Source organism: Dehalococcoidia bacterium (assembly GCA_028711995.1).
Classification (GTDB): Bacteria; Chloroflexota; Dehalococcoidia; order SZUA-161; family SpSt-899; genus JAQTRE01.
Map to the genome: position 1 here is coordinate 1 of JAQTRE010000043.1, position 21,802 is coordinate 21,802.

Annotated in this window: 18 protein-coding genes; 11 read left to right on the top strand and 7 right to left on the bottom strand. The window is 52.0% G+C overall.

What is annotated here, in order from left to right; all coding sequences use genetic code 11:
• Window positions 1–359: 359 nt before the first annotated feature.
• Both PHV74_07735 and PHV74_07740 read right to left on the bottom strand, forming a co-directional pair.
• Window positions 360–1,007, bottom strand: a complete 648-nt coding sequence (locus PHV74_07735; GenBank protein ID MDD5094252.1) for a response regulator transcription factor — start codon at window positions 1,005–1,007, stop codon at window positions 360–362.
• A gap of 447 nt (window positions 1,008–1,454) precedes the next feature.
• On the bottom strand, window positions 1,455–2,906 hold the full coding sequence (locus PHV74_07740) for a hypothetical protein (GenBank protein ID MDD5094253.1): 1,452 nt from the start codon (window positions 2,904–2,906) through the stop codon (window positions 1,455–1,457).
• Window positions 2,907–3,051: 145 nt separating this feature from the next.
• Here PHV74_07740 and xerC point away from each other — a divergent pair, with 145 nt between their 5' ends.
• Together xerC and PHV74_07750 are read left to right on the top strand one after the other, a co-directional pair.
• Window positions 3,052–3,981 (top strand): tyrosine recombinase XerC, encoded by a 930-nt coding sequence (xerC, locus tag PHV74_07745; GenBank protein MDD5094254.1) that lies wholly within the window; start codon window positions 3,052–3,054, stop codon window positions 3,979–3,981.
• 185 nt (window positions 3,982–4,166) lie between these two features.
• Complete coding sequence (locus PHV74_07750) at window positions 4,167–5,894, top strand: cation:proton antiporter (protein MDD5094255.1); 1,728 nt, start codon at window positions 4,167–4,169, stop codon at window positions 5,892–5,894.
• 613 nt (window positions 5,895–6,507) lie between these two features.
• On the opposite strand, the gene PHV74_07755 is transcribed toward PHV74_07750, so the two are convergent.
• The 5 genes from PHV74_07755 to PHV74_07775 all read right to left on the bottom strand — a co-directional run bounded on the left by PHV74_07755 (window position 6,508) and on the right by PHV74_07775 (window position 12,963).
• Window positions 6,508–8,793: an MBG domain-containing protein gene (locus tag PHV74_07755; protein ID MDD5094256.1), complete on the bottom strand. Its 2,286-nt coding sequence runs from the start codon at window positions 8,791–8,793 to the stop codon at window positions 6,508–6,510.
• 178 nt (window positions 8,794–8,971) lie between these two features.
• Window positions 8,972–10,801, bottom strand: coding sequence for an adenylate/guanylate cyclase domain-containing protein (locus tag PHV74_07760; protein ID MDD5094257.1), 1,830 nt, complete (start codon window positions 10,799–10,801; stop codon window positions 8,972–8,974).
• 70 nt (window positions 10,802–10,871) lie between these two features.
• On the bottom strand, window positions 10,872–11,678 hold the full coding sequence (locus tag PHV74_07765; GenBank protein ID MDD5094258.1) for an MBL fold metallo-hydrolase: 807 nt from the start codon (window positions 11,676–11,678) through the stop codon (window positions 10,872–10,874).
• A complete protein-coding gene (locus PHV74_07770) occupies window positions 11,675–12,082 on the bottom strand; it encodes a cyclic nucleotide-binding domain-containing protein (protein MDD5094259.1) in 408 nt (135 codons plus the stop codon). Before PHV74_07770 ends, PHV74_07765 begins: the two co-directional genes overlap by 4 nt.
• A gap of 89 nt (window positions 12,083–12,171) precedes the next feature.
• A complete protein-coding gene (locus PHV74_07775) occupies window positions 12,172–12,963 on the bottom strand; it encodes an MBL fold metallo-hydrolase (protein ID MDD5094260.1) in 792 nt (263 codons plus the stop codon).
• A 321-nt stretch (window positions 12,964–13,284) separates the two neighbouring features.
• On the opposite strand from PHV74_07775, the gene aroQ reads away from it, so the two are divergent.
• The 9 genes from aroQ to PHV74_07820 form a co-directional block, all read left to right on the top strand.
• A complete protein-coding gene (gene aroQ, locus PHV74_07780; protein MDD5094261.1) occupies window positions 13,285–13,722 on the top strand; it encodes a type II 3-dehydroquinate dehydratase in 438 nt (145 codons plus the stop codon).
• 2 nt (window positions 13,723–13,724) lie between these two features.
• Complete coding sequence (locus PHV74_07785) at window positions 13,725–14,816, top strand: aminopeptidase P family protein (protein MDD5094262.1); 1,092 nt, start codon at window positions 13,725–13,727, stop codon at window positions 14,814–14,816.
• Window positions 14,813–15,370 carry an elongation factor P gene (efp, locus tag PHV74_07790; GenBank protein ID MDD5094263.1) on the top strand — a complete coding sequence of 186 codons (558 nt, stop codon included), beginning with the start codon at window positions 14,813–14,815 and terminating at the stop codon, window positions 15,368–15,370. Before PHV74_07785 ends, efp begins: the two co-directional genes overlap by 4 nt.
• A 233-nt stretch (window positions 15,371–15,603) precedes the next feature.
• The gene (locus PHV74_07795; protein MDD5094264.1) at window positions 15,604–16,263 is read left to right on the top strand and encodes a PHP-associated domain-containing protein; all 660 of its coding nucleotides are present in this window, start codon (window positions 15,604–15,606) and stop codon (window positions 16,261–16,263) included.
• Window positions 16,256–17,050 carry a formyltransferase family protein gene (locus PHV74_07800; GenBank protein ID MDD5094265.1) on the top strand — a complete coding sequence of 265 codons (795 nt, stop codon included), beginning with the start codon at window positions 16,256–16,258 and terminating at the stop codon, window positions 17,048–17,050. Before PHV74_07795 ends, PHV74_07800 begins: the two co-directional genes overlap by 8 nt.
• Window positions 17,051–17,651: 601 nt before the next feature.
• Window positions 17,652–18,056: a hypothetical protein gene (locus PHV74_07805; GenBank protein MDD5094266.1), complete on the top strand. Its 405-nt coding sequence runs from the start codon at window positions 17,652–17,654 to the stop codon at window positions 18,054–18,056.
• A gap of 25 nt (window positions 18,057–18,081) precedes the next feature.
• Complete coding sequence (locus PHV74_07810; GenBank protein MDD5094267.1) at window positions 18,082–18,438, top strand: hypothetical protein; 357 nt, start codon at window positions 18,082–18,084, stop codon at window positions 18,436–18,438.
• A 300-nt stretch (window positions 18,439–18,738) separates the two neighbouring features.
• The gene (locus PHV74_07815; GenBank protein MDD5094268.1) at window positions 18,739–19,320 is read left to right on the top strand and encodes a PAS domain S-box protein; all 582 of its coding nucleotides are present in this window, start codon (window positions 18,739–18,741) and stop codon (window positions 19,318–19,320) included.
• The coding region (locus tag PHV74_07820) for a PAS domain S-box protein (protein MDD5094269.1) at window positions 19,317–21,802 on the top strand (2,486 nt) is incomplete at its 3' end. The genes PHV74_07815 and PHV74_07820, both read left to right, overlap by 4 nt.

Consider the following 21,802-nt stretch of genomic DNA (forward strand, 5'->3'; position numbering starts at 1 on the left):
AGTGCTCAAACCCTCAAAACCGAGGGCTTAACCTATGAGAATGTCACTTGAACGTCAAAACGTCGGTTTCAAAAACCGTGTCAACTTCTTTCAGGGTATTCTTAACCCCTATTCTTAAACGGCCTCTATTGATTTCATGCCGCACAGGTTTTTTGTGAGTTCTCCTTCTTTGATCAAGCCATAGTCCCTCCTCATCTTTTTCTAAATGGGCCCATTGCGTTCACTCTACCACACCAGAGACCTGCTGTATACTGTCATTTCTGGCAGGTTCCCCTACCAGTTTTGGCAAGTGACACTGCCAGTGTTGGCAGGATGTGTCTGTGGGATATCAGGGAAAATCTCGCTGGGAGATCAGTTTGTTAGTCTCTCAGATCAAAGAGGGCCCGGATGATAGCCTTGACGCGGGTGGCAACGCCCAGTTTATCCAGGATATGCCGCAGGTGGAAGCGAACGGTCCGCTGGCTAATGCCCAACGATTGGGCGATCTCCTCATCAGAAAGTCCCCTGCCCATGAGACGGAAGATTTCTTGTTCTCTGGAAGTAAATCCGCCGGGAGCCAAGGCAACAGGCTGGGTGAAGGCCGCTTCCTGAAACATCTTTTCGGCAATACATTGGCTCAGCCAATATCCGCCTTGGAGTACGACGATGGCTGCATTATAAACAGATGAGACATCCTCGTTCACCACATAGCCTTTCAGCCCGGCTCTCAATAATTGTGGGAGTATGCCCGAAACACTGGGGTCGGGCGCAACCAGGAGCTTGCGGGTGCTGGGGAAACGTTGGGACAACGTCTCCTCCAAGAAAGAAATCAGCCCCACGTCACAATCCGGCAAACTCAAGATGAGAAGGTCCGGAGCTAACTTTTCAAGTTCCAAAATGGTATTTTCGTACCCTTCAGCTTCCCATAATATCTCAAATCTCTCCTCACTGAGAGACCCACGGATTTCCCTTCGAAATAGGGAATCAGGGCCGGTAATCGCCACCGTGAACGCCTGATTTTTGACCATGACTCCTTATACCACAAATCAGAGGATTTGCCATAGGCTATAAGTCCCTGACAATGATAGGCCATAGGCTCTCATGCAACAAGCAAGGCAGGCCAGCCAAGTGCCAGAAGTGCGAGGGAGGGGAGCGTGGAGGAGTTGGGGGAGAAGGAGCTATAAGCCAACCCAGCAGACAAGCGTTCTCATGACAGATTGGCCTTATTCAGTGACGATACATGCAATTTCTGGTGTTCGAAGAAAGAGCGAACCGGAGAAAATAATTTTGAATCTTTCGAAGACGCGAAAGGACCAGTCTTCTCAGGTGGTTGGGGCCAGCGATGGGTAGTTTGCCGACTCCGGTCAAGCTGCCCGTTGAGACTGTTGAAAAACCCCAAAATTCTCAATATCCCGAAGCTAAATTGGTCGATGACCTTGAAGCTACGGGGTGGTTTTTCAACAGTCTCGTCAGGTCTAATCATCTTGAGAAAGTTCGTTTACTTCCGTCACGCGAACTCTATCAGGCAAGCGGATTCCGGTTTTCTGAAGAGCTTCATCCAGCTGGGTTTTGTTAGTAACATAAAGCTCGACGCCATTGTTTTCCAGATCCTCAGCCGAGTTCGTCTCTATACCAAGCTCTTCGCAAATACGCATAGTCTCGGATTGGACCTCGGCTATCTCTGTGAGCGTTATGGAGGCCATTCGTACTTCAAATAGATCCGGTTGACCGGACAGAGGCCCATCCTGGATGTAACGATTGAGCGTTTCTTCACCATTATGGGTAAACATAACAATAACCCGATAATCCGGCTCATGCTGAACCCAGAGACCGGCAAAAGTATCCGTCTCCTGCGATTCGAGAGCGGCACCCAACTCTTCTATGGGGTCCTGGAGTTTCAACCGGCGTAGCGCTTCATCAACACTCACTCCAAGCGCAGAGGCGTAAGCTTCCGCTGTCCCCATACGCAATTCCTGATCACCAGTCGGCAACTGTTCCCCTGAACCCGATATATCCAAGGCGGTGACAATATCGCTAACCATCAAATATGGTCCGCCACACTGACACGGCAGCTCATCGACCAGTTTGCGCAGATGGGTATATCCGATATAGTGCCAGTCTTGAGTAGTCATGTGTCCTTCGATGACCACCTGATCCCCCACCCGGAATGCCTTTCGACCCGTCTCATCCATAATGGTGACAATCCCGTTTTCTGAACTCGCTCTGTATTCGGACGGCCAGAGAGGTAACGGCGCAACACGGTCCTCTCCGGGAACGATGCGAATGGAGCCATTGACAATCTTCACCTCGCCAGTAACCAACGTCTTCTTCTGCATCCATGAATTCCATGAATTTGCCAATAACTCATCCGCCACCCACGAATTCAACAACGGCTTTCTACGTATGAAGAAGACATCGCCATCTTCTGCGGGAACGAAATCGAGAGCAAACAGCTTGGAATTTTCAAAGTCTTTCAAACGAACTCCGTCGCCTACGATCCAATACGGACCTTTGGCTGAAGGTGGAAGAGGTTTTTGCAGGATTTCTGTTAAGACAACAGCGCTCATCCCACCGCCTCCCCCACCCATGTATACCTCTTTCCCCACTTCAGCCACAACTTGACCGCTCTTGTTGCGTACTTGGATCGTTCCATCCTTGTCAGTACACACCTTGAATCCCGGCGGCCACAAAGGCAGATCGCTAGTTCCATCCGGCCATTCCACACGTAGGAAACCGTCAACTAAAACCAATGTGCCACAGAGCTCTGCATCCATGACGTCCCTATGACTTCTCTGCTTGGGGAAGAAAACATCCGGAGGGCAATTACAGGGCGCATCGCAACCACAAGCGGCCAGAACAAACATCATAGCCATTATCCCCAAACCGAAGCTCCACAAGAATCGATTGGCAGCCTGATATCTGGTCATGATTTACTTATACCACAAATCAGAAGATTTGTCATAGGCTTAAAACCCCACTCCAGTAAATGACAAAGATAATCTGTTATAATAACGCTCAAACAGTGGTCAGTGGTCAGGATTCGGAATTCAGCGATCAGAACAGCGTGGACTCATGGAAGACCTGCTCGAAAAATACCTCATCTACCTCAAAGCAGAGCGCAATTTCTCACCTTACACCGTGAGGAACTACAGCTCCGATATCCTCGGCTTCTTTGATTTCCTCAGACAGGAAGGGGTAACATCACTGGAGAAGGTTGATCACCTGACCGTTCGGCGTTATATGGGTCAGCTCTTGGAGAAGGGGGTAGTACGCGGGAGTATCTCTCGCAAGATGAGCGCGTTACGTTCATTTTTCCGCTATCTGAATCAGCAGGGATTACTGGCAGCAGAGCCCATGAGCAAAGTATCCGGACTAAAAGGTGAAAAACGGCTGCCATCGTTCCTGACATCGGAAGAAGTGATCCGCCTCCTGAGCGCGCCCAATACCTCAACGCCGCAAGGATTGCGAGACCTGGCTATATTGGAACTTCTCTATGCTGCCGGACTTCGGGTGAGCGAGATCGCCTCGCTGGACATTGTACACGTGGACCTGGAATCAGGCCAGGTCAGGGTATGGGGCAAGGGCTCCAAGGAGAGGATGACCCTCATCGGCAAGCCTGCCGCCGAGGCGCTGCAACACTATTTGCACTACGGCCGACCCAAACTCCTGGGCCAGACAAAAACCAATGCCCTGTTTCTGAATCGATTCGGAGAGAGGATCGCGGAAAGAAGAATCCAGTATCTCTTGAAAGGATACGCCAAACAGGCCGGCATCAATGGGCGGGTGCATCCGCACATGCTGCGCCACACTTTTGCCACTCATATGCTGGATGGAGGGGCTGACCTGCGGGTGGTTCAGGAACTGCTGGGGCATGAAAATCTCTCCAGTACTCAAATCTATACCCACGTGACGCGAACTCAAATGCGCAGTCGCTATCTTCAAGCGCATCCCCGGAGCAAGGAAGATGAAAGGGCTGTCAAACCTCAAAACACCCAGCAATAACCCTGCTGCTATGGAAAATGTGCCTGTCTTTCCCATTGAAGACGAGACGCGAAGGGCAAAATAGAGTATAATGACAATCACTTGGTGTGTTGAGCTCAAACCGGACGTATAGTGATGGGCAATCTCGTATCCCTTGGAGAGATGGTCAGCCGACCCCAATGAATGACCGCTAAAGACCTGTATAGATGGAAACTGAAATCATCAATGGCGTCTTGATCTCCATTGTGATGGCAGCCGTCATCGGTTATGTCATCCATCGGCTTCGCCAACCCGTAATCTTCGGTTACATCATCGCCGGAATTATCATCGGTCCCGAGCTCGGCCTCCGCTGGGTAACCGATCCCCAGGCTATCGACTTCAGTTCAGAACTCGGCTTGATCGCCCTGATGTTCATGGTCGGGCTGGAACTCGATCTCAAGAAGCTCAGGGAATCCGGCACAGAGCTCCTGGTAATAGCCGTTGTCCAATTCGTCACATGCGTCGCTCTGGGCCTAGCGTTTTTCAGTCTCCCCGGCTTCGACGACAGCGGAAAATATGCTCCCCTGTACCTGGCCATCACCTTCTCCCTGAGCAGCACCATGATCGTGGTGAAGCTCCTGTACGAGAAGTTCGAGCTTGATACGCTGCCGGGACGACTCACCCTGGGAGTGCTCATCATGCAGGACATCTGGGCAATTGTTTTCCTGGCTGTCCAGCCTGATCTGGCTAACCCCGAGCTTCCCAAACTGGGGCTCTCGTTTCTGAAGGGTGCTGCGTTGATCGGCGGCTGTCTGCTCGCCAGCCGTTACCTGCTGCCCACTCTCTTCAAAGGCATCGCCAAGAATCCCGAACTGGTGCTGATCACGGCACTGGGATGGTGCTTCCTCGTATCCTATATATCAGGGGATGTGGCTGAGTTGAGCCGGGCCATGGGCGCCCTCATCGCCGGCGTAAGCCTCTCTACTCTGCCTTACAATCGCGAGATCAACGACAGGGTCAACAGCATCCGGTCCTTTTTCCTTATCCTGTTCTTCGTGTCCCTGGGAATGAAGGTGGCTCAACCCAGTCTCCACATTTTCACCATGGCTGTTCTGGCCTCCTTCTTCCTGATCGCCAGCCGATTCATCGCCATGTTTCCCCTTCTCTACCTGATGAAGAAAGGGATACGGGTAAGTTTCCTGGTCCCTCTGAATATTGCGCAGATCAGTGAATTTGCCCTGGTCATCGCTACCCTTGGGATGGGCTTTGGTCACATCAATGAGAACGTCATGACTATCATCCTCTTCACGCTGATGATAACGGCAACGGCATCTACATACATGATTACCTACAGTCATAAGCTCTATCTGACTACCGCAGGCGTCCTCACCAAGCTGGGGCTGAAGGATATCACCTCCCCGGAAGAGAAGACCATCCAAACAGAGGACTCCCATCCGATCATGTTCCTGGGATTCTACAAGATTGCCAGCTCTCTGCTTCATGCCCTGGAGCAACACACCCCTTCGATCACCAGCAAGATCGTTGTAGTGGATTTTAATCCTGATGTGCACCGGAAACTCAACAAACGCGGGGTTAAGTGCGTATTTGGCGATCTGGGCAATACCGGCTCGCTTCTTGAAAACGGTCTGGAAACGGCAAAAGTGGTAGTCTCTACCATTCCGGATACGATTCTAAAAGGCACCAGCAACATGACACTTCTCACCTACACCAAGAGAATCAATCCATCAGCTCGGGTGATTGTCACCGCCGAGAGCACCAAACTGGCAAAGCAACTATGGGCGGCCGGAGCTGATTTTGTGATTCTTCCTAATGTCGAGGCAGGCGATAAGGTGGCTTCCCTGCTGGAGCAACTCCTGACTGAGGAGGACATCCCCCATGCCTGCTCCGAGTATCGCTGCCGGATCATGGAGCAGACGGGAGAAGTAATCGAATAGGCTTTTATCTCCCTTGGCCTGAGATTGCGCGAAGCCCCTCATGTCCAGTCGTAAAGAGGCGCTGGTGTCTCAATACGCTGAGTGGTTAAGAAATGACGGGACAACAGGTGACTTCAGGACTGTCTGTCCCTTATAGCCGATCCCTCAGCAATACATTCTTGGTTGTCTCCATTAAGCCAGGCAAACAACTACCCCGGAAGATGCCTGAGAGATGGGGTAGGAGGGAGCCTCACACAATCCCCACGCGCTTCCCGGTCGGAGTCTTCTCTCCCTGCCGTGTAACCCTTGATGCAACTTCTCCTGCTCCTTCCCCTCGCAGATTCCACCTCGCGATGGACACGCCACCGGCCGGTTCGGGCTAGTAGTTCCTCCTGTCAAGTCTGTGAAGGACTTGAAGCTTCAAGTGAACGCAGCACTACCGGAGGCGCACCAATAAAAAGAGCACCTCTTTTCGAGGTGCTCTACATACACACCATACACACCAACTTCCCACCTTGCCAGAAAGTTGAGCACTTTACCTGCAATCCGGAGAGTTAAACGCGGTTGCGCCGTATGAGGCGGCGCAACCGCGTTTGCTATACTTTCAAGAAGTCTGAGTGTGACTCTGCGAAGATTACGCAACTCCTGCGTGTCTGCGTCTCACCATCCACACAAATCCGCCCAGTGCCAAAACGCCGAGCGCCAGCAGGATCGCAGTTGCATACTCAGGCACTGGAGCAGTTGATTCATCATAGCAGAATATGATGACGCTGAGGTCAGCAGGTCGCTCAGTGCTGGGATTTAGATTTATGGGTGCGTGAAGATTTCCATCACTGGGCTGGCCATTATTGGCATACACGTTCGCCTTGCCGTACTCGTCTATTACAATGACCTTACAAACCCATCTGTTTGCTGTGAAGCTGAAATAGGTTCCATCCTCTTCGGTGATGGTGGTGATCGTCACCTCGAAATCATCTTGAGTGCGAGTGTAAGTAGTTCCTCCATCAGTAGGAGACCCTTCCTCAGTAGCAAGATTAATCGTCAAGCTGTCAGGACACTGGAAACCCAAATCCTCACACGTGGGATTCGGAATATCGATGACAAAACAAGGCTGAACTTCATTATCCGACGCGCTCCCTGCTACTTCCGGCCTGCAGTCGTAAGCGGGTGAGTCGGATTCTTCGCCCATGAAGTACCAATAGTCAAACAGCTCAGGCGCAATTTTTAAAATGCCAGTGACGCTCCCCTCATCCGCGTTATAGCCAGGAGCAGTATCGTCCAGCTCGTAGTTGGGATCAGTGATGGTCACCACCACATTGTAGCTCACTGTGTTGTTTCTGTCGCCGACAGGGGGAGTTGGTGAACCATCATAGGTGACCTCATAGCTCACACCGGGTGGCGTAGTCTCCACGCCCACCGACTTCGGGGAGCCATCCCAATAGTAGGAAAGATCACTCAGTGTCACTGTCACCTTGGCTTTTTCCACCGTCAGGGTCCCGTTCTTCAAAGCCACATCGTAGTTATCCAGTTTCCCGCTGCCATCATCCGAGACTGCAGGCACAATTCCGTACTCACCCACTTGGCTCGCGGCATCGGCAGAGGTGGAATAGCTCGCTGTGATCAGATCGCCGCTCTGAATGCCGTCAATGGTTCCCGTAAAAACAGGGTTCGCCTCGCCATACTTCCGGGATGCATCATCAGCCGTCACCATCAGCGATGCCTTTTCTACCATCAAGGTCCCATTCGTCAAAGTGATATCATAATTGTCCAGAGCGCCAGACCCGCCATCCACCAGCAAAGGCACAATATCATAAGCGCCCACCGGACTGGCGGCATCTGCAGGGCTGGAATAGCTGTCTGTGATAGTACCGCTATCGCCGTTCTGAATGCCGCTAACAGTCCCACTGAACACCGGGTTAGCTTCACCATACTTCCGAGACGCATCATCCGCCGTCGCCGACAAGTCAGCCTTGTTCACCACCTGAGCCAGGCCCAACGAAAGGCTGGCATCGATATCGATATCATCGCCCTCATAGACCACAGTTATCGAATGGCTGCCCGCCGAGAGAGCAGAAGTGGTATAACTCGCTTGACCAGCACTCACAGGCACCCCGGTGGCGATCATGACTTCACCGTCTTTAAAACCCACAGGCCCTGAAGGCATGCCGGCATCCGGAGAAAAGACACTTATCGTAGCTGTAAAAGTCACCGATTGGCCATAGACCGAAGGGTTGACAGAGGAGGTGAAAGCTACCTCGGCAAACGGCGAGAAAGGAACACAATCCTTGAACTCACTGGCGTTCCCGTCTTTGTCAATGGTGATTTGCTTCCCTACAGGAATTGCAGTTTCCACATCCTGAACAATGACGCTTATTGCTCCCTCTGCATTACAAATGGTGGTTGAACCATCCTCAGCCACATCCATCAACATCGTGCTGCCTCTAACCGCCCCCACACAGGTCGGAGTTTGAATTTCATAGCTGGAATTCGTATCCGCCAGCTTCTTGACCCGGCTGACGGTCTTCCCGATCTGCTGACTGAGCCCAACCTTTGTTGAACCGCCAGTGGCGATACCTAGATCGACAACTCCAATTTCTGTGCCCGGTTCCAGTTCGATCGTGCTGCCTTCAAAGAAAGTAACCATCGCCCAGGAACTGCCGCCCGCTATGATCGCATCGCCCGGCTCCAACGTCATACCTGCGCTTGCTGCGATCCATGAATTTGTGTTTGCCTTCCTGATCAGCACTTCGCCCTGTGAAATGGAAACCATAGTAAGTTCAGTCGGCTTCGAGAACGTAGAGGGCTGACCACCCACAGGTATTGCTTCGTCATCGGAAGAATCACCGCCACAGCCCACCAGCACCCCACCCACGCCTATCAACAGCGATAAGACAAGTACCAGTATTAGTTTCTTATTCATGCCCCCACCTCCGAGACAAAATCACAGACTCTTCACCCCAAACCCTCAGCATAACACACCTAATGGCAGTACTTTAGCACTATAACCTGATAGTACTGCCGAAGTATAGTCAATATACCACCCTGTCATCAGCAAGTCAATGAAAATGCGGTAAACAAACGGTAAATGGGCTCCGCATCTACTGACAGCCCGTCACATGGTAAAGCGTCACCCGCTCTGCCTTGCCTTTCAGCGTCTGCGGGGCCTTGGCTTCAACCTCCAAAAATTCCTTTGCCTGCTGATAGGTGTCCGGTCCAATCCAGACTTCCCCACCGGGGGCCACGCTGCAAATACGCGAAGCTAAGTTGACGCTATCGCCGATTACCGTATACTCAACACGCCCCGGAGAGCCTACGTTGCCCGCCAGGACCTTACCACTATTGATACCGATGCCAAACTGCGCTTTGGGTAAAGAAGGATCAGCCTGAGATAGCGCAGCAACCGCTTGCTGAGCTTCCCAAGCCGCTTTCACTGCAAGTCGGGCATGATCAGATTGGGATTGCGGGGCATTCCAAACCGCCATGATGTTATCACCGGCAAACTTGTTCACCATGCCTCCGTTTTCCAGAACCTTCTCGATGACAACAGGGAGGAAGGTGTTCAGCATGCCTACCACCTCTCCAGGAGACATCCTCTCACTCATCTCCGTAAAGCCGCGGATATCAGCAAAGAGCACGGATACTTCACGGGTCTCGCCTCCCAGCTTAAGCTCAGAGGAATCAGCCATGGTAAGGATCTCTTTGGCTACCTGCGGGGAAACATATCGGCCAAACAAATCTTTCACAAATCGATCGTCCGATTGCTGGATGAGAATGATGCAGACAATGCTGCTGACCAACAGGACAGGCAGCATCGATAACGGATAGAGGAGATTCAGGATATGCCCCTTATCGAAGTTGATGAAGACGACCCCCACGTAAGCAACGAACAGCCCACCCACCAAGGCGACTCCCCATTTGACTCCTATCCGGGGCAAAGCAAGCCCCGTGATACCAACCAATATCAACAGAGTCAACAAGGTAGTTCCGGTTCCCGCTTCGGTCAGATACCTCTCCCGGAGAATGGTATCAATCGCCAGCGCGTGGATAAACGTCCCGGGTATCTTACCGTTCTTCGTAGGAACCGCCCATACATCCACATCCCCTGTAGCCGTCATCCCGATCAACACGATCTTGCCCTTGACGATCGAAGGATCGAAGTTGCCGCTGATGATATCACCATAGGAAATATAGGCCAACTGACTGGTATCAGCGGAAAAGTTGACGCGCAGATCGTAAGAAGAGTCCACCGGGATCTCTCGATTCACCACATGAAGTTCATGTCCCTGTATCGGGTATTCCTGGGGCAAGGGCATGGAGAACAGCGTATGCAAGATAGACAAGCTAAAAGCAGGATAGGCATTGCCTGCACTATCTCTGATGACCATTTCAATACGCCGCACTTTGCCGTCACGATCGGGATTCATATTGGCATGACCTGCGCCGCTCATAGCCTGCTCCAAAAGAGCCGTCGGCCTCTCCATTTGCCTGTAAGTCACCACTGATTTCGTATCGGGTATTCGGACCGATCCGGACATAGCCAGAACTACATTGCCCGCTTCCGCCATCGCCTCGGCAAGGACTTGATCATCCACGGAATCATCGAAGAAAAGGACATCATACGCGATGACCTTGGCCTTGGCTGCACTCAAATTATCGATGGCCTGAGCGTGAAGACTGCGAGGCCACTCTGACCACCGGCCATAAGTCTCCAGCGTAGTATCATCAATGCCGGCAACGACGATGTTCGGTGAAGGGGTCTCCGATTCGAAAAGCTGATCGGCTAACCAGAAGTTGGTGCTCCGGAACGGCTGAATCAATATCACCACAAGAGTGAACAGACAGCCTACGCTCAAGAGCGCTAGTGTATGGTATAACCTCTTGGTCTTTTTCCTGCTTTTCGGGCCTGGGGTTGCTGCATTGTTCTTCATCTCATGAGCCTTCTTTCTGTTATCTCAGATAACCACCCAAATGTCGACCGGTGATAGCTGCAAACCAAACCTACGGTTGTTCAATATTTTCCCAGTAGACACCCTTTTGATGAAGCTGCCTGGTTTTGAGAAAAGCTTCAAGAAACGTCTTGGAGTCCTCAAGCAGCGCCTGGGCATATGCCGCGGCTTTTGGCAAATCCTCATCGGGGGTATTGGATGACCTCCCATGGCCGGGATGAATTTCCTTGATCTTCAACTGGCTCAGCCGCTCGATCGAATTAACATAGTCGCTCACATTGCCTGAAACCTCTATAGTGGAGAGCACTCCCCCGGCAAACACAGTATCCCCGGAAAACAGGAGCCCTTCCTTTGGCTCATAGAAGCACGCGCAACCGGAGGTATGGCCAGGTGTGTGGATCACGTGCAATTTATATTTTCCAAGGTCAAGGGTGGTGCCGTCTTCCAGCCATATGTCAACCCAAAAACGCCCGCCTGCCTCATTCACGAATTTGCCGAAGGTGACGAACTCGTCCTGCAGCTCAATTTTATTGGCGGCCAAACTATGGGCGGCAACAACGGCCGACTTGTGAAAATACGCCGTAGCGCCGATGTGGTCGTAATGCTCGTGAGTCAACAAGAGAAGATCAATATCCCTCACTCCCAATCCGATCTCCGCAAGCCGATTCTGGAGGGCCGGGAAATGGCTGGTTATCCCAGTATCAATGAGCACGTTCCTGACTTCCCCTTTGATCAGATAGACGTGGCTCCCGGGTTTCTGGCTGGTGAACTGATAGATGTTCGGCCTTATCTGTATGGTTTGCGGCAGCTCCGCTCGCCCGGCAGGCTGATCCTTGGTGTTGTATGGTGAGTCCTTCACTCCGCCCCCCCTTTCAGCCGCTTATCCAACTCCCGTAGACGCTGACACAGATTGTGCATGATCGTGAGAGCAAACTGCGGATTCTGCTGAACCAAAAACATAAACTTCGGCCGGTCCAGAACAATCAGCTGGGTGTTGTCTTCAATGGCTACTGCCGTGGCCGACCGCTGGGAATAGTCCACCAGAGACATCTCTCCAAAGAAATCGCCCGGCTTCAGGACAGCGACCTTGCTCTCATTGCCCCCCGCCTTTCCCACCATCAGACTCACTCCCCCGCTGTGAATCAGGTACATCTCTCTTCCGCTGGTTCCCTCTTCAAAGACAACTTCAAACCTCCGGTATATCTTCAGGAACCTTTCGAAAGGCGGAGTTTCCTGGACTTCAGCGCCAACTTCATCTACCACTACGTTCTCCCCCCATCAAAGCGTTGCAGAACGCAAACTCACTCTCCAATCCCCAGGCAGAAGGAATTCTCCACCACTTAATCCGAAGTTTACCGAATCTCTCCAGCTCCAAGACAATCAGCAAGCTGATAAGTGCGGCATTCCTCAGCCAGCTCCGTGAATCCGCCGAACTTCGCACTAGATTCATCAAGGATCGTGGCACGGTTGGAACTCGGCCACAAATGCGTCAACAACAGGCGTTTCACGTTGACCTCTTTGGCCAATTCTCCGGCTTCAGTGGGTCTCAAATGCCCCCAGAGGGAATCACTATCAGGCTCAAGGCTTCTCCCCACACCGCAAATGAAAATATCCGCATCCTTAGCAATATGAAACAACCCCGGGCACGGACCGCTATCGGAGGAATAAGCTATCTTCCCGCCAATGCCCGAAACTGAAACAGCATACGCTGGAACATAATGGGCCACCGCCGCGAATGCCAGAATCAGATCACCCAAACGCAACTTCCGGTCAGGGGAGTATTCCGATACTTCAAAAACATCACCGAGGAAATCGTCCGACTCGGAAAAAGGGCCCACTACCTGATTGATCTCCTTGATACCTTTGGGAGGCAAATGGAGTTTTGGCCTCAAACCCTGAGGGTTATCGATCCCATATTTCAAAGCATAGCGATAGGGTATCAAATCGAAGAAATGATCCGCATGCATGTGGGTGATCACGATATCCGACACATCGAGGAGTCCGACATATTTTTGGAGATTACTCAACACGCCCGTCCCACAATCAATCAAAAGGGTTGTTTTCATGTGCTCAATCAAGAATCCAGAGCACGCTTGAGAGGGTCCAGGATAGGATGCGCTCGTCCCCAGAACCGTAAGCTTCAATTCATCCTCCTAACGCTTGATGATTGATCTTCCGAAAATATCCCTATTCCACCCGTTAAGCCCCGATCATCCGATAAGATATTCTAACACAGTCGTGGGAAATATTAGACAACCGGGCCCCAATTTCCATTCTTGAGCTATTCGCCTCCCGCTGCTATACTAGGAGCAAGTTAGGAATCTCTGATCAAGTGCTAATCAACCCCCTCGCCCCCAATCTTGGGGGAAGAGAAGAGGGATCGGGGGACACCCCCGATTCCCCGGCAGGAAGTGTCCTGCACCACCTAATCAGAGGTTTCCCAGAACCTTGAACTTCGAATCGCTATGAGAATTCTCGTCATCAACGGCCCAAACCTGAATATGCTCGGCAAGAGAGATCAGTCTCTCTATGGTTCCAAAACCCTGGAGGAGATCAACGCCCTGGTCAAAGAGAGGGGCAAAGAGCTCGGCGCAGAAATCCTCACATTCCAGTCCAACCACGAGGGAGCGCTCATCGACTTCATTCAGGCGGAGTCTGCCAGAGCCGACGGCATCATCATCAATCCGGGCGCGCTCACCCATTACGGACTGTCCTTGAGAGACGCCCTGGCCGATGCCAATCTGCCCACCATTGAGGTTCATCTCTCCAACATTCACGCCAGAGAGAAATTCCGGCAGAAGTCGGTCATTGCCCCCATCGTCAAAGGCCAGATCAGCGGGCAAGGATGGCAAGGATACATCGCCGCATTGCAAACTCTGGTCAACGAACTCAAGGGGAGCTAGCCATGACCTCCCGGGTTGATAAGATTCACCGGCGACTCTTTGAACTTCAACTGGACGCCGTTTTCATCTCCCAACCCCTTAATCGCCGCTATCTCTCCGGATTCACCGGGTCAGCAGGATATATTTTCATCTCCCAGAAAGACACTATCCTGGCCACTGACTTCCGTTATGTCGAGCAATCTAAGGCACAGTCGCCAGATTTTGAAGTTTTCCAGATCAGCGGGGACTTCACTAAGTGGTTTCCCCAGCTCGTCTCCGATACGAATTCCAAGCGCATCGGATTTGAGAGCGACTACCTGACTTTATCTGCCTACCGACAGCTTGTCAAAGCAGCCAAGAAACTTCGCCCTATATCTCGTCCTCAACTAATCCCCACACAGGGAGTAGTCGAATCCCTCAGAGCCATCAAAGATAGCGATGAGATCAGACTAATGGAAGCAGCTGCCCGGATAGCCGATGCCGCCGAGGAACATGCCGTCAAAATACTCCGACCGGGAATGACGGAGAAAGAGCTTTCCTGGAATCTGGAAAGATTCATGCGGGAGGAAGGCAGCGAGAGCCTGCCTTTTGAGATCATTGTGGCATCGGGAGCAAACTCGGCTCTTCCCCATGCCCAACCAACAAACCGCGAGATTATGCCCGGCGAACCGGTGGTCATCGATCTCGGAGCAAAGGTGAACGGCTACACCAGCGATATCACTAGAACCATCTGCCTCGGAGAACCAAGCGAAAGATTCGCCAGCATCTATAGAATCGTCTATGAAGCACAGCTTTCAGCCCTTCAAAAAATCTGCACTGGCATGAGCGGAGAGAAAGCTGATAGCGTGGCAAGGGAAGTTATCGCCAAAGCGGGTTATGGAGAGAAATTCGGGCACGGTCTCGGCCACGGCGTCGGACTTGAAACGCACGAACTGCCGCGGCTGGGGAAAACTTCCACCGACATCCTTTCCGAAGGCATGGTGTGCACCGTCGAGCCAGGGATTTACCTGGAGGGATGGGGAGGTGTGCGGATCGAAGATATGGTAGTATTGGATAAGAAAATACCTCGAGTCCTGACTCAGGCCAGGAAACTTGTGATTGGGGAAGGTTCATGATAGACATCACCGAAGCCAAACGGGGAGTCACCGTAGAGCTGGACGGCATCCTTTATGCAGTCATCGATTACCAGCACATCAAGATGGGTCGGGGCTCAGCACAGATCAGACTGAAGCTAAGGGATGTTCGCGCCGGCCATACCACCGACCGCACCTTCCAGTCGGGGGAAAGGCTGAAACGGGCCGATGTGGAATTTAGCTCGGCGCAATACCTTTATAATGATGACGACTTCTACTACTTCATGGATCAGGAGACTTTCGACCAGGTTCCCCTCAGCGGCGACCAACTGGGAGACGGGGTCAATTACATGAAGGAAGGCATGATCGTCCGAATCTCCCGCTATAAAGGAGACGCCATCGGAGTGGAATTGCCCATAACCGTCGATCTGGAGATCACCGAAACCGGCCCCAGCTTCAAGGGAGACACCGCCACCGCCGGCAGCAAGCCCGCGGTAATGGAAACCGGAATAACGGTGCAGGTTCCCATGTTTCTGGTAGCAGGAGATCGTGTCCGGGTTGACACACGCACCGGGAAATACCTGGAAAGGGCTTGAAGAGGGATAGTTTTCTTAGTTCTCAGTCATTAGTTGTCAGCGTTTAAGAGAATGCAGAGAAGCGTCTCCGCCGGGGTTTTAGAGCCTGCCCTGAGCTTGTCGAAGGGGGTGTCCCCTAAATTCCCTTTCTTCCCCCAAGAGTGGGGGGCAGGGGGCTGACCAACACTTGATCAGAGCATCCCTAAGCACGAAATTTCGGGCGCTCAGCACTCTTAAATCAACCAAGAGACAAGATGAAAACCGACCTGCACGTCCACACCTGCTATTCCCCCGATTCCAACGCATCGCTGGAAGGCATTATCCTTCAGTGCCGGAAATTGGGGATCGACTGTCTGGCCATCACCGACCACAACACCATCGATGGAGCATTCGCCATGCAGAAGATGGCGCCCTTCCCGGTGATCATCGGCGAAGAGGTGATGAGCCTGGATGGCGAGATCATCGGATACTTTCTCAAAGAGCTGATCCCCGGCGGACTCCCGGCCGAAGAAGTGATCGACCGAATCAAGCGCCAGGGCGGGCTGGTGTGCATCCCCCATCCCTTCGATGGCTTCGGCAGGCATCCGCTGAGCGATTCCAAACGGCAGGCCTTGCTTTCGCAAATCGACATTGTTGAGGTCTTCAATGCCCGTTCACTCACTTTGAAGTGCTCCGAAAAGGCACGCTCCTTTTCCCGTGATACCGGCCTTCTGGCCAGCGCCGGAAGCGACGCTCACGCACCCCGGGAACTGGGCAAAGCCTATGTGGAAATGCCTGAGTTCGACGGACCGGCTCAATTCAAACTGGCGCTCAGCCAGGGAACGATCGTGGGAAGGCTGAATGGGATCAAAGATCATTTTCTGACCACTCTGGGCGCACTTCCCAAAAGGGTGAGGAACGGCAAATATGTATAAGATCGGATGGTTTTCCAGCGGACGAGGCCCCGGCTCCCGCGCCCTGCTCAAAGCAATGCAGGAAAGCATCGAAACCGGCAACGTCAAGGCAGAGATCGCCTTCGTCTTCTGCAACCGGGAACCGGGGTTCTCCGAGGAAACCGATCAGTTTCACCATCTGGTGCAATCGTATAGCATCCCCTTGGTGTGCTATTCATCGGTGAAGTTCAGGGAGAACCGGGATTACGTCGTTATGTCAAGCTGGCGAATCGATTACGATCGGGAAGTAATGCGACGGCTGGTGGGCTTTCCGGTCGATCTCTGTGTGCTAGCCGGATACATGCTCGTGATCGGGCCTGAGATGTGCCAGCGTTACACCATGATCAATCTCCATCCGGCCGCTCCCGGCGGGCCGAAAGGCACCTGGAAAGAGGTGATCTGGGAACTCATCCAAAGCCGGGCTCAGAGCACCGGAGTGATGATGCATCTGGTGACGCCCGAACTGGACGAAGGCCCGCCACTGAGCTATTGCACCTTCAGAATCCGGGGCAAGCCTTTCGATGAGCACTGGCAAAAGCTGGAGCACTACTCACTGGAAGAGCTGAAAGCCCGGGAGGGAGAAGAGATTGAACTCTTCAAGCTCATCCGCCAACACGGGCTCAAACGAGAATACCCGCTAATTATCCGCACCGTCAAGGCATGCAGTGAAGGCCGGGTGAAAGCTCAAAACGGCCGGATATTGGATAGAGCGGGAACCCCCCTCACCGGCTATGATCTCACTGAAGAGATCGACCGGCTTGTCGCCTGATACCCGTCAAACGATCCGCATTACATTACAATGCGGATCGTAAACCATCTTTAGCGGATTTCTGAAAAAGTCTAACTCAACCCCCGATCTCGGTCGAGGACAGGCCCCCTGGCCCCAAATCGTTGGGAGAACTTTTTCATCTGCCCCCCCAGACCCCCGGAAGGGAAGTATCCCTTCACCCTCTCGAAAACTGATAACTCATCACTGTTAACTGCAATTGGGACACCCCTGACCCCAACCCCCCGGTGATGCCCGATTCGTGATTTTTTTGTGAGATCAGTGCCGATGTTTGTGACTGATAGGTGACATCATCAAATTACAATAGTATCACTGGAACCAACCCTGTGCCGCAGGGAAAAGGTGAACACGACGGAGCGATCAGGGAACTGTGGAGACCTGCTCCTCTGCCATCCGCGAGTGAGTCCAAGCGCGAAGCGGCATCATAAGCGCCTTATGTCAATCATAAGTCCGGATAACACTGATGAGTGTTTAATGGTCAAACTCCCCTTCGTCCAAAAAGAGAGGGGGGAAAGCGGCAAAGCCGCAAGGGGCGCTAATCAGACAGTACAAACTGAGGAAGCCCCAAAACAGGGGGACGGGAATGAAAATAAGAAAAAGGCTTATTGCCCGGAGAGAACCAACCCTGAATCTGAACCTCAAGGAAGCCCGATTGATGATACTTCTCATAGGGCTGGTGAGTGACAAATGGCAGGGAGATCGGTTGAACATGCTCCCATCGCACGGATTTACCCGTGAGGATATTCAGAATCTCAGCAGTCAATTGCTCCGGTTCGAAATCACAAACAACGGCCGCCACAAGGAAGGGATTGCCCCGGAATTCACCGGGAGGACGATGCCCCAATCAGCTCCATTGACTGCAGAACGCAATAGGGAGCTACCGATAATAGAGAGGACTGATTGCTGGCATTGCCGGATTGAGGGGAACTCGAAACTGAACCTGTTCCATCCGTCAAACACACACGAGCAGGCATATACATCCCCATAAATTAAGAAAGGACTCTGCCCAAATCGTGAAAGAAACGGCTCCGGCAGTAAAGCCTTCTATTCTCCTGGCCATGGAGTTGGTGGCCGTGGTTTTCGTTCTGCTGGTGCTGGCAACGGGGTCATTCCTCAACGTAGCCGAGAGCACAAAGGCTACGGAAAAACAGGCCATTGAATACGCCGTAGTGGCGCTTCGGTCAGAAGCCGGGGGAGCTGAGTTGGACGGGGATTATCATGGGGTGAATACATGGACAGACGCCCAGATGGTTCGGGCCGGGGGAGGAACTTACAATCTGGCTGAGTTCATGGGCAGGCACGGGTTCCCGCTAAAACAAAGCTATGATATTTCCAGGGATGGTATGGTAAGTGTGACGAGCGAAGAATGAGGCACAGGTACTATAAAACTGGAGAAACGAGCATCATTAAATCGGGTTTTAAGACTCTCTGGGCTGCCGACCCTGGCCTCCTTGAACATCCAAGGTAGCCCAGTTCGAACTTAACCACTGGTACGATAACCGGGGGCAAGTCAATCATGCCCCCCTGTTCTTTCCGAGGAATAACATGCAGATGAGTCGCGGGTTCACCCTATTACGCAATTCCATTCAATAGACTATGTTAGAGCCACACAACAGTAAGGCTGGAAGCACGATGGCAAAGAGCACGTCAGCATCGACCAGGGGAAAAAGATGAACCTGATTACCAGACTAAAACATCCATTTACCCGCGCCGGTGCATGTCCGAAACAACACTTCTCCGCGGGTACTGGACGCAAGCAAGCAGAGGTGGAGAAAGCCCCCTACCGCAATCTGGTAGAACAGGCTGATGACGGCATCTGCATCATTCAGGATGCGATCATCCGGTATGCCAATCCTGCCTCGCTGAAAATCATCGGCACCCCAATCGCCCGATATGTCCATCCGGATGCCCTCGATGCGGTGATGGTCCGCTACCAAAAAAGGATGTCCGGCAAGGATGCCCCCTCCCGGTATGAGAGCGCTTTTGTTCACAGAGATGACCGAAAGGTTCCCGTGGAAATCAACGCCTCAGCCACCTCCTTTAACAACAAGCCCGCCGATCTGGTGATTGGCGGGCTATCACCGAGTAAAAGCAGATGGATGCAGAAATCGGAGAATCCAGACTTTTGGGGAAGCGTCATTGAAAATACCCCTTATCCAATGCGGTCTCTGACGAAAAGGGAGCGGTTGTCCATGCGATTGCCCTTTAGAGGAAAACACCGAGCCCCAACTGGCGGAGGAGGCGCAGAATGAATCTCAACAAACCACCTCAAAACATTCTACGGGGCTGGTCGCCTGTTTCTGTAATTGTCGTCACAACACTTGCTGCCATCGCAGTAAGTATCTTTTGCCTTGCCTCCGGTTATTTCAGCATTTTCCAGAACCTCTTTTACATTCCCATTATCATCGCCTGCGGGTATTATATGAAGCGCGGATTTGCATTCTCTGTTATCATTGCGTGCGTCTATTTTTTTCTCTCCTTAGCCTTTACGCGTGAATTAGAGACACTCCTGCAGGCACTTGCCAGGGTCTTACTCTTTGTAATCATCGCGGGTATAATTGCCTATCTGTCGTCAGAACGCAAGCAAGCGGAGCAGCCCATCAGGGAGAATGAACATTTCGTTACCTCCATACTCAATGATTTGACCACATTCGTCGCCGTGCTGAAACCGAACGGCGAGTTCATCTTGTCAAACAATACGAGCATGGCACTCTTCGGGGAATCAATTGAACAAGTCAGGGGAATGAAGTTCTACGATATGGACGGGTGGAAATGTTCCCAGGATGCACAAAGGCTGATCAAGGAAGATATAGAACGCTGCGCATCGGGAGAAAAGATATTTCGCCAAGTTCAGGTCTACACTCCGAATGGGATTGTCTGGATCGATTTCAGTATCCACCCTGTTTTCGGTGAAAACGGGACCGTAGAATACCTGATACCGGAGGGACGGGATATCACCGAGAACAAGCGGGTCAGGGATGCGCTGAGCGAGAGTGAAGAAAAGCATCGAACTCTGTTCGAGACAATGGCCCAGGGTGTTGTTTATGAAAACCCCGCCGGAGAGATCACGGCCGCCAATCCGGCCGCCCAAAGAATCCTGGGATTGACCATAGATCAAATGCTGCGTCGCACTCCGATTGATCCCAGTTGGAAGACCGTCCATGAAGATGGCTCCGATTTTCCCAGAAAGGATCACCCAACAATGGTTTCACTAAAAACAGGGGAACCTGTCAATGGCTTCATCATGGGTATTTTCAATTCGGTTGATGAGCAATACCATTGGATATCCGTCAGCACCGTCCCACAGTTCAAACCGGGAGAAGACAAGCCGTACCGGGTCTATACCACCTTCACCGATATCACCGAGCTCAAGCTATTGGAGCGCACGCTTCAAGAAAAAAACGAACAACTAAGCGAACAGAATGAAGAGCTGCTCTCTGCAGAAGAGGCGCTCAGATTAGAAATCGCTGAGACAGAGAAGGCCCGGGCTTTTAGCGAAGAGGTGATCAATGCCATACCTGATGGTCTTTCAATAGCCGACTTTGCTGGAAATGTCATTGACATGAATGAAACTCTTTTGAAGATGTCTGGGTCAACTCGTGAGGAAGCTGTGGGCCGGCAGTTCAGAGCCGATCTAATCCTTGATGCGAAGGACACCGAGCTAAGCTTTGAACGCCTGAGGAGACTTGAGGAAGGAGCCTCGGTAGAGAATTATGAGATGGCTATCCGAACCAGCGAAGGCAATGAAGTAACGCTATCCATTGCCCAGAGCGCGATCAAGGATGCATCAGGGAAGCCGGCAATGGCGCTTTCAATCATCAGAGATATCACCGAGCGCAAGGAAATGGAGGAACGGCTCAGAAATACTGCGCGCCTTCTAGCCGAATCTCAACAGATGGCCCATCTGGGCAGTTGCGAGTGGGACATTCAAACCCGGGAAATGCTCTGCTCCGATGAGTTCTTCCGCATCTATGGTTGTCATCCGGGAGAGTTTGCGCCGACGTATGAAGAGTTCCAGGAGAGGACCCATCCCGATGATCGGGAATATGTGAACGGCAGTGTGAATACAATCTTGCGTGAGCGCAGTTCAGCTGATCTCCAGTACCGCATCTTGTTGCCCGATGGCGAAGTGCGCTTTGTCCACACAAAAAACAGGGTATCCCTCGATGAAGCCGGCAATTCCATTCGCGTATCACTTATCACACAGGATATCACGGAGAGAAAACAGTCGGAAGAAGTGCTCAAGGAGTCGGAAGAAGTGCTCAAGGAGTCGGAAGAAAGATTCAGGGCTATCTTTGATAATTCTATCGACGGGGTCTTAGTTACAGACTTAGAGACAGGGCGCCTGCATTCCTGCAACAAAGCTATGTGCCAGATGCTGGGCTATAGCTTAGACGAAATAGGGGATATGAAAATCACTGACCTTCATCCTGAGGAAGCCCTGCCCTATGTTATGGCAAATATTGAAAGGGAGGCACTAGTCACACCGCCATTAACTCGTGAAATCCCCTTAAAAAGAAAAGACGGCACTATATTTTACACTGAGGTCACATCATCCCCAGTTACTTTTGCCGGGAGACTATATCTGGCTGGTATTTTTCGGGACGTCACGGAACGCAAGCAAGCGGAAGAAAATATCCGCCATACAAACATCGAGCTTGAAAAGGCATTTGAACAACTGAACGCCAGCCAGGAGCAGCTGCTGCAATCCGCCAAACTGGCCGCGGTGGGAGA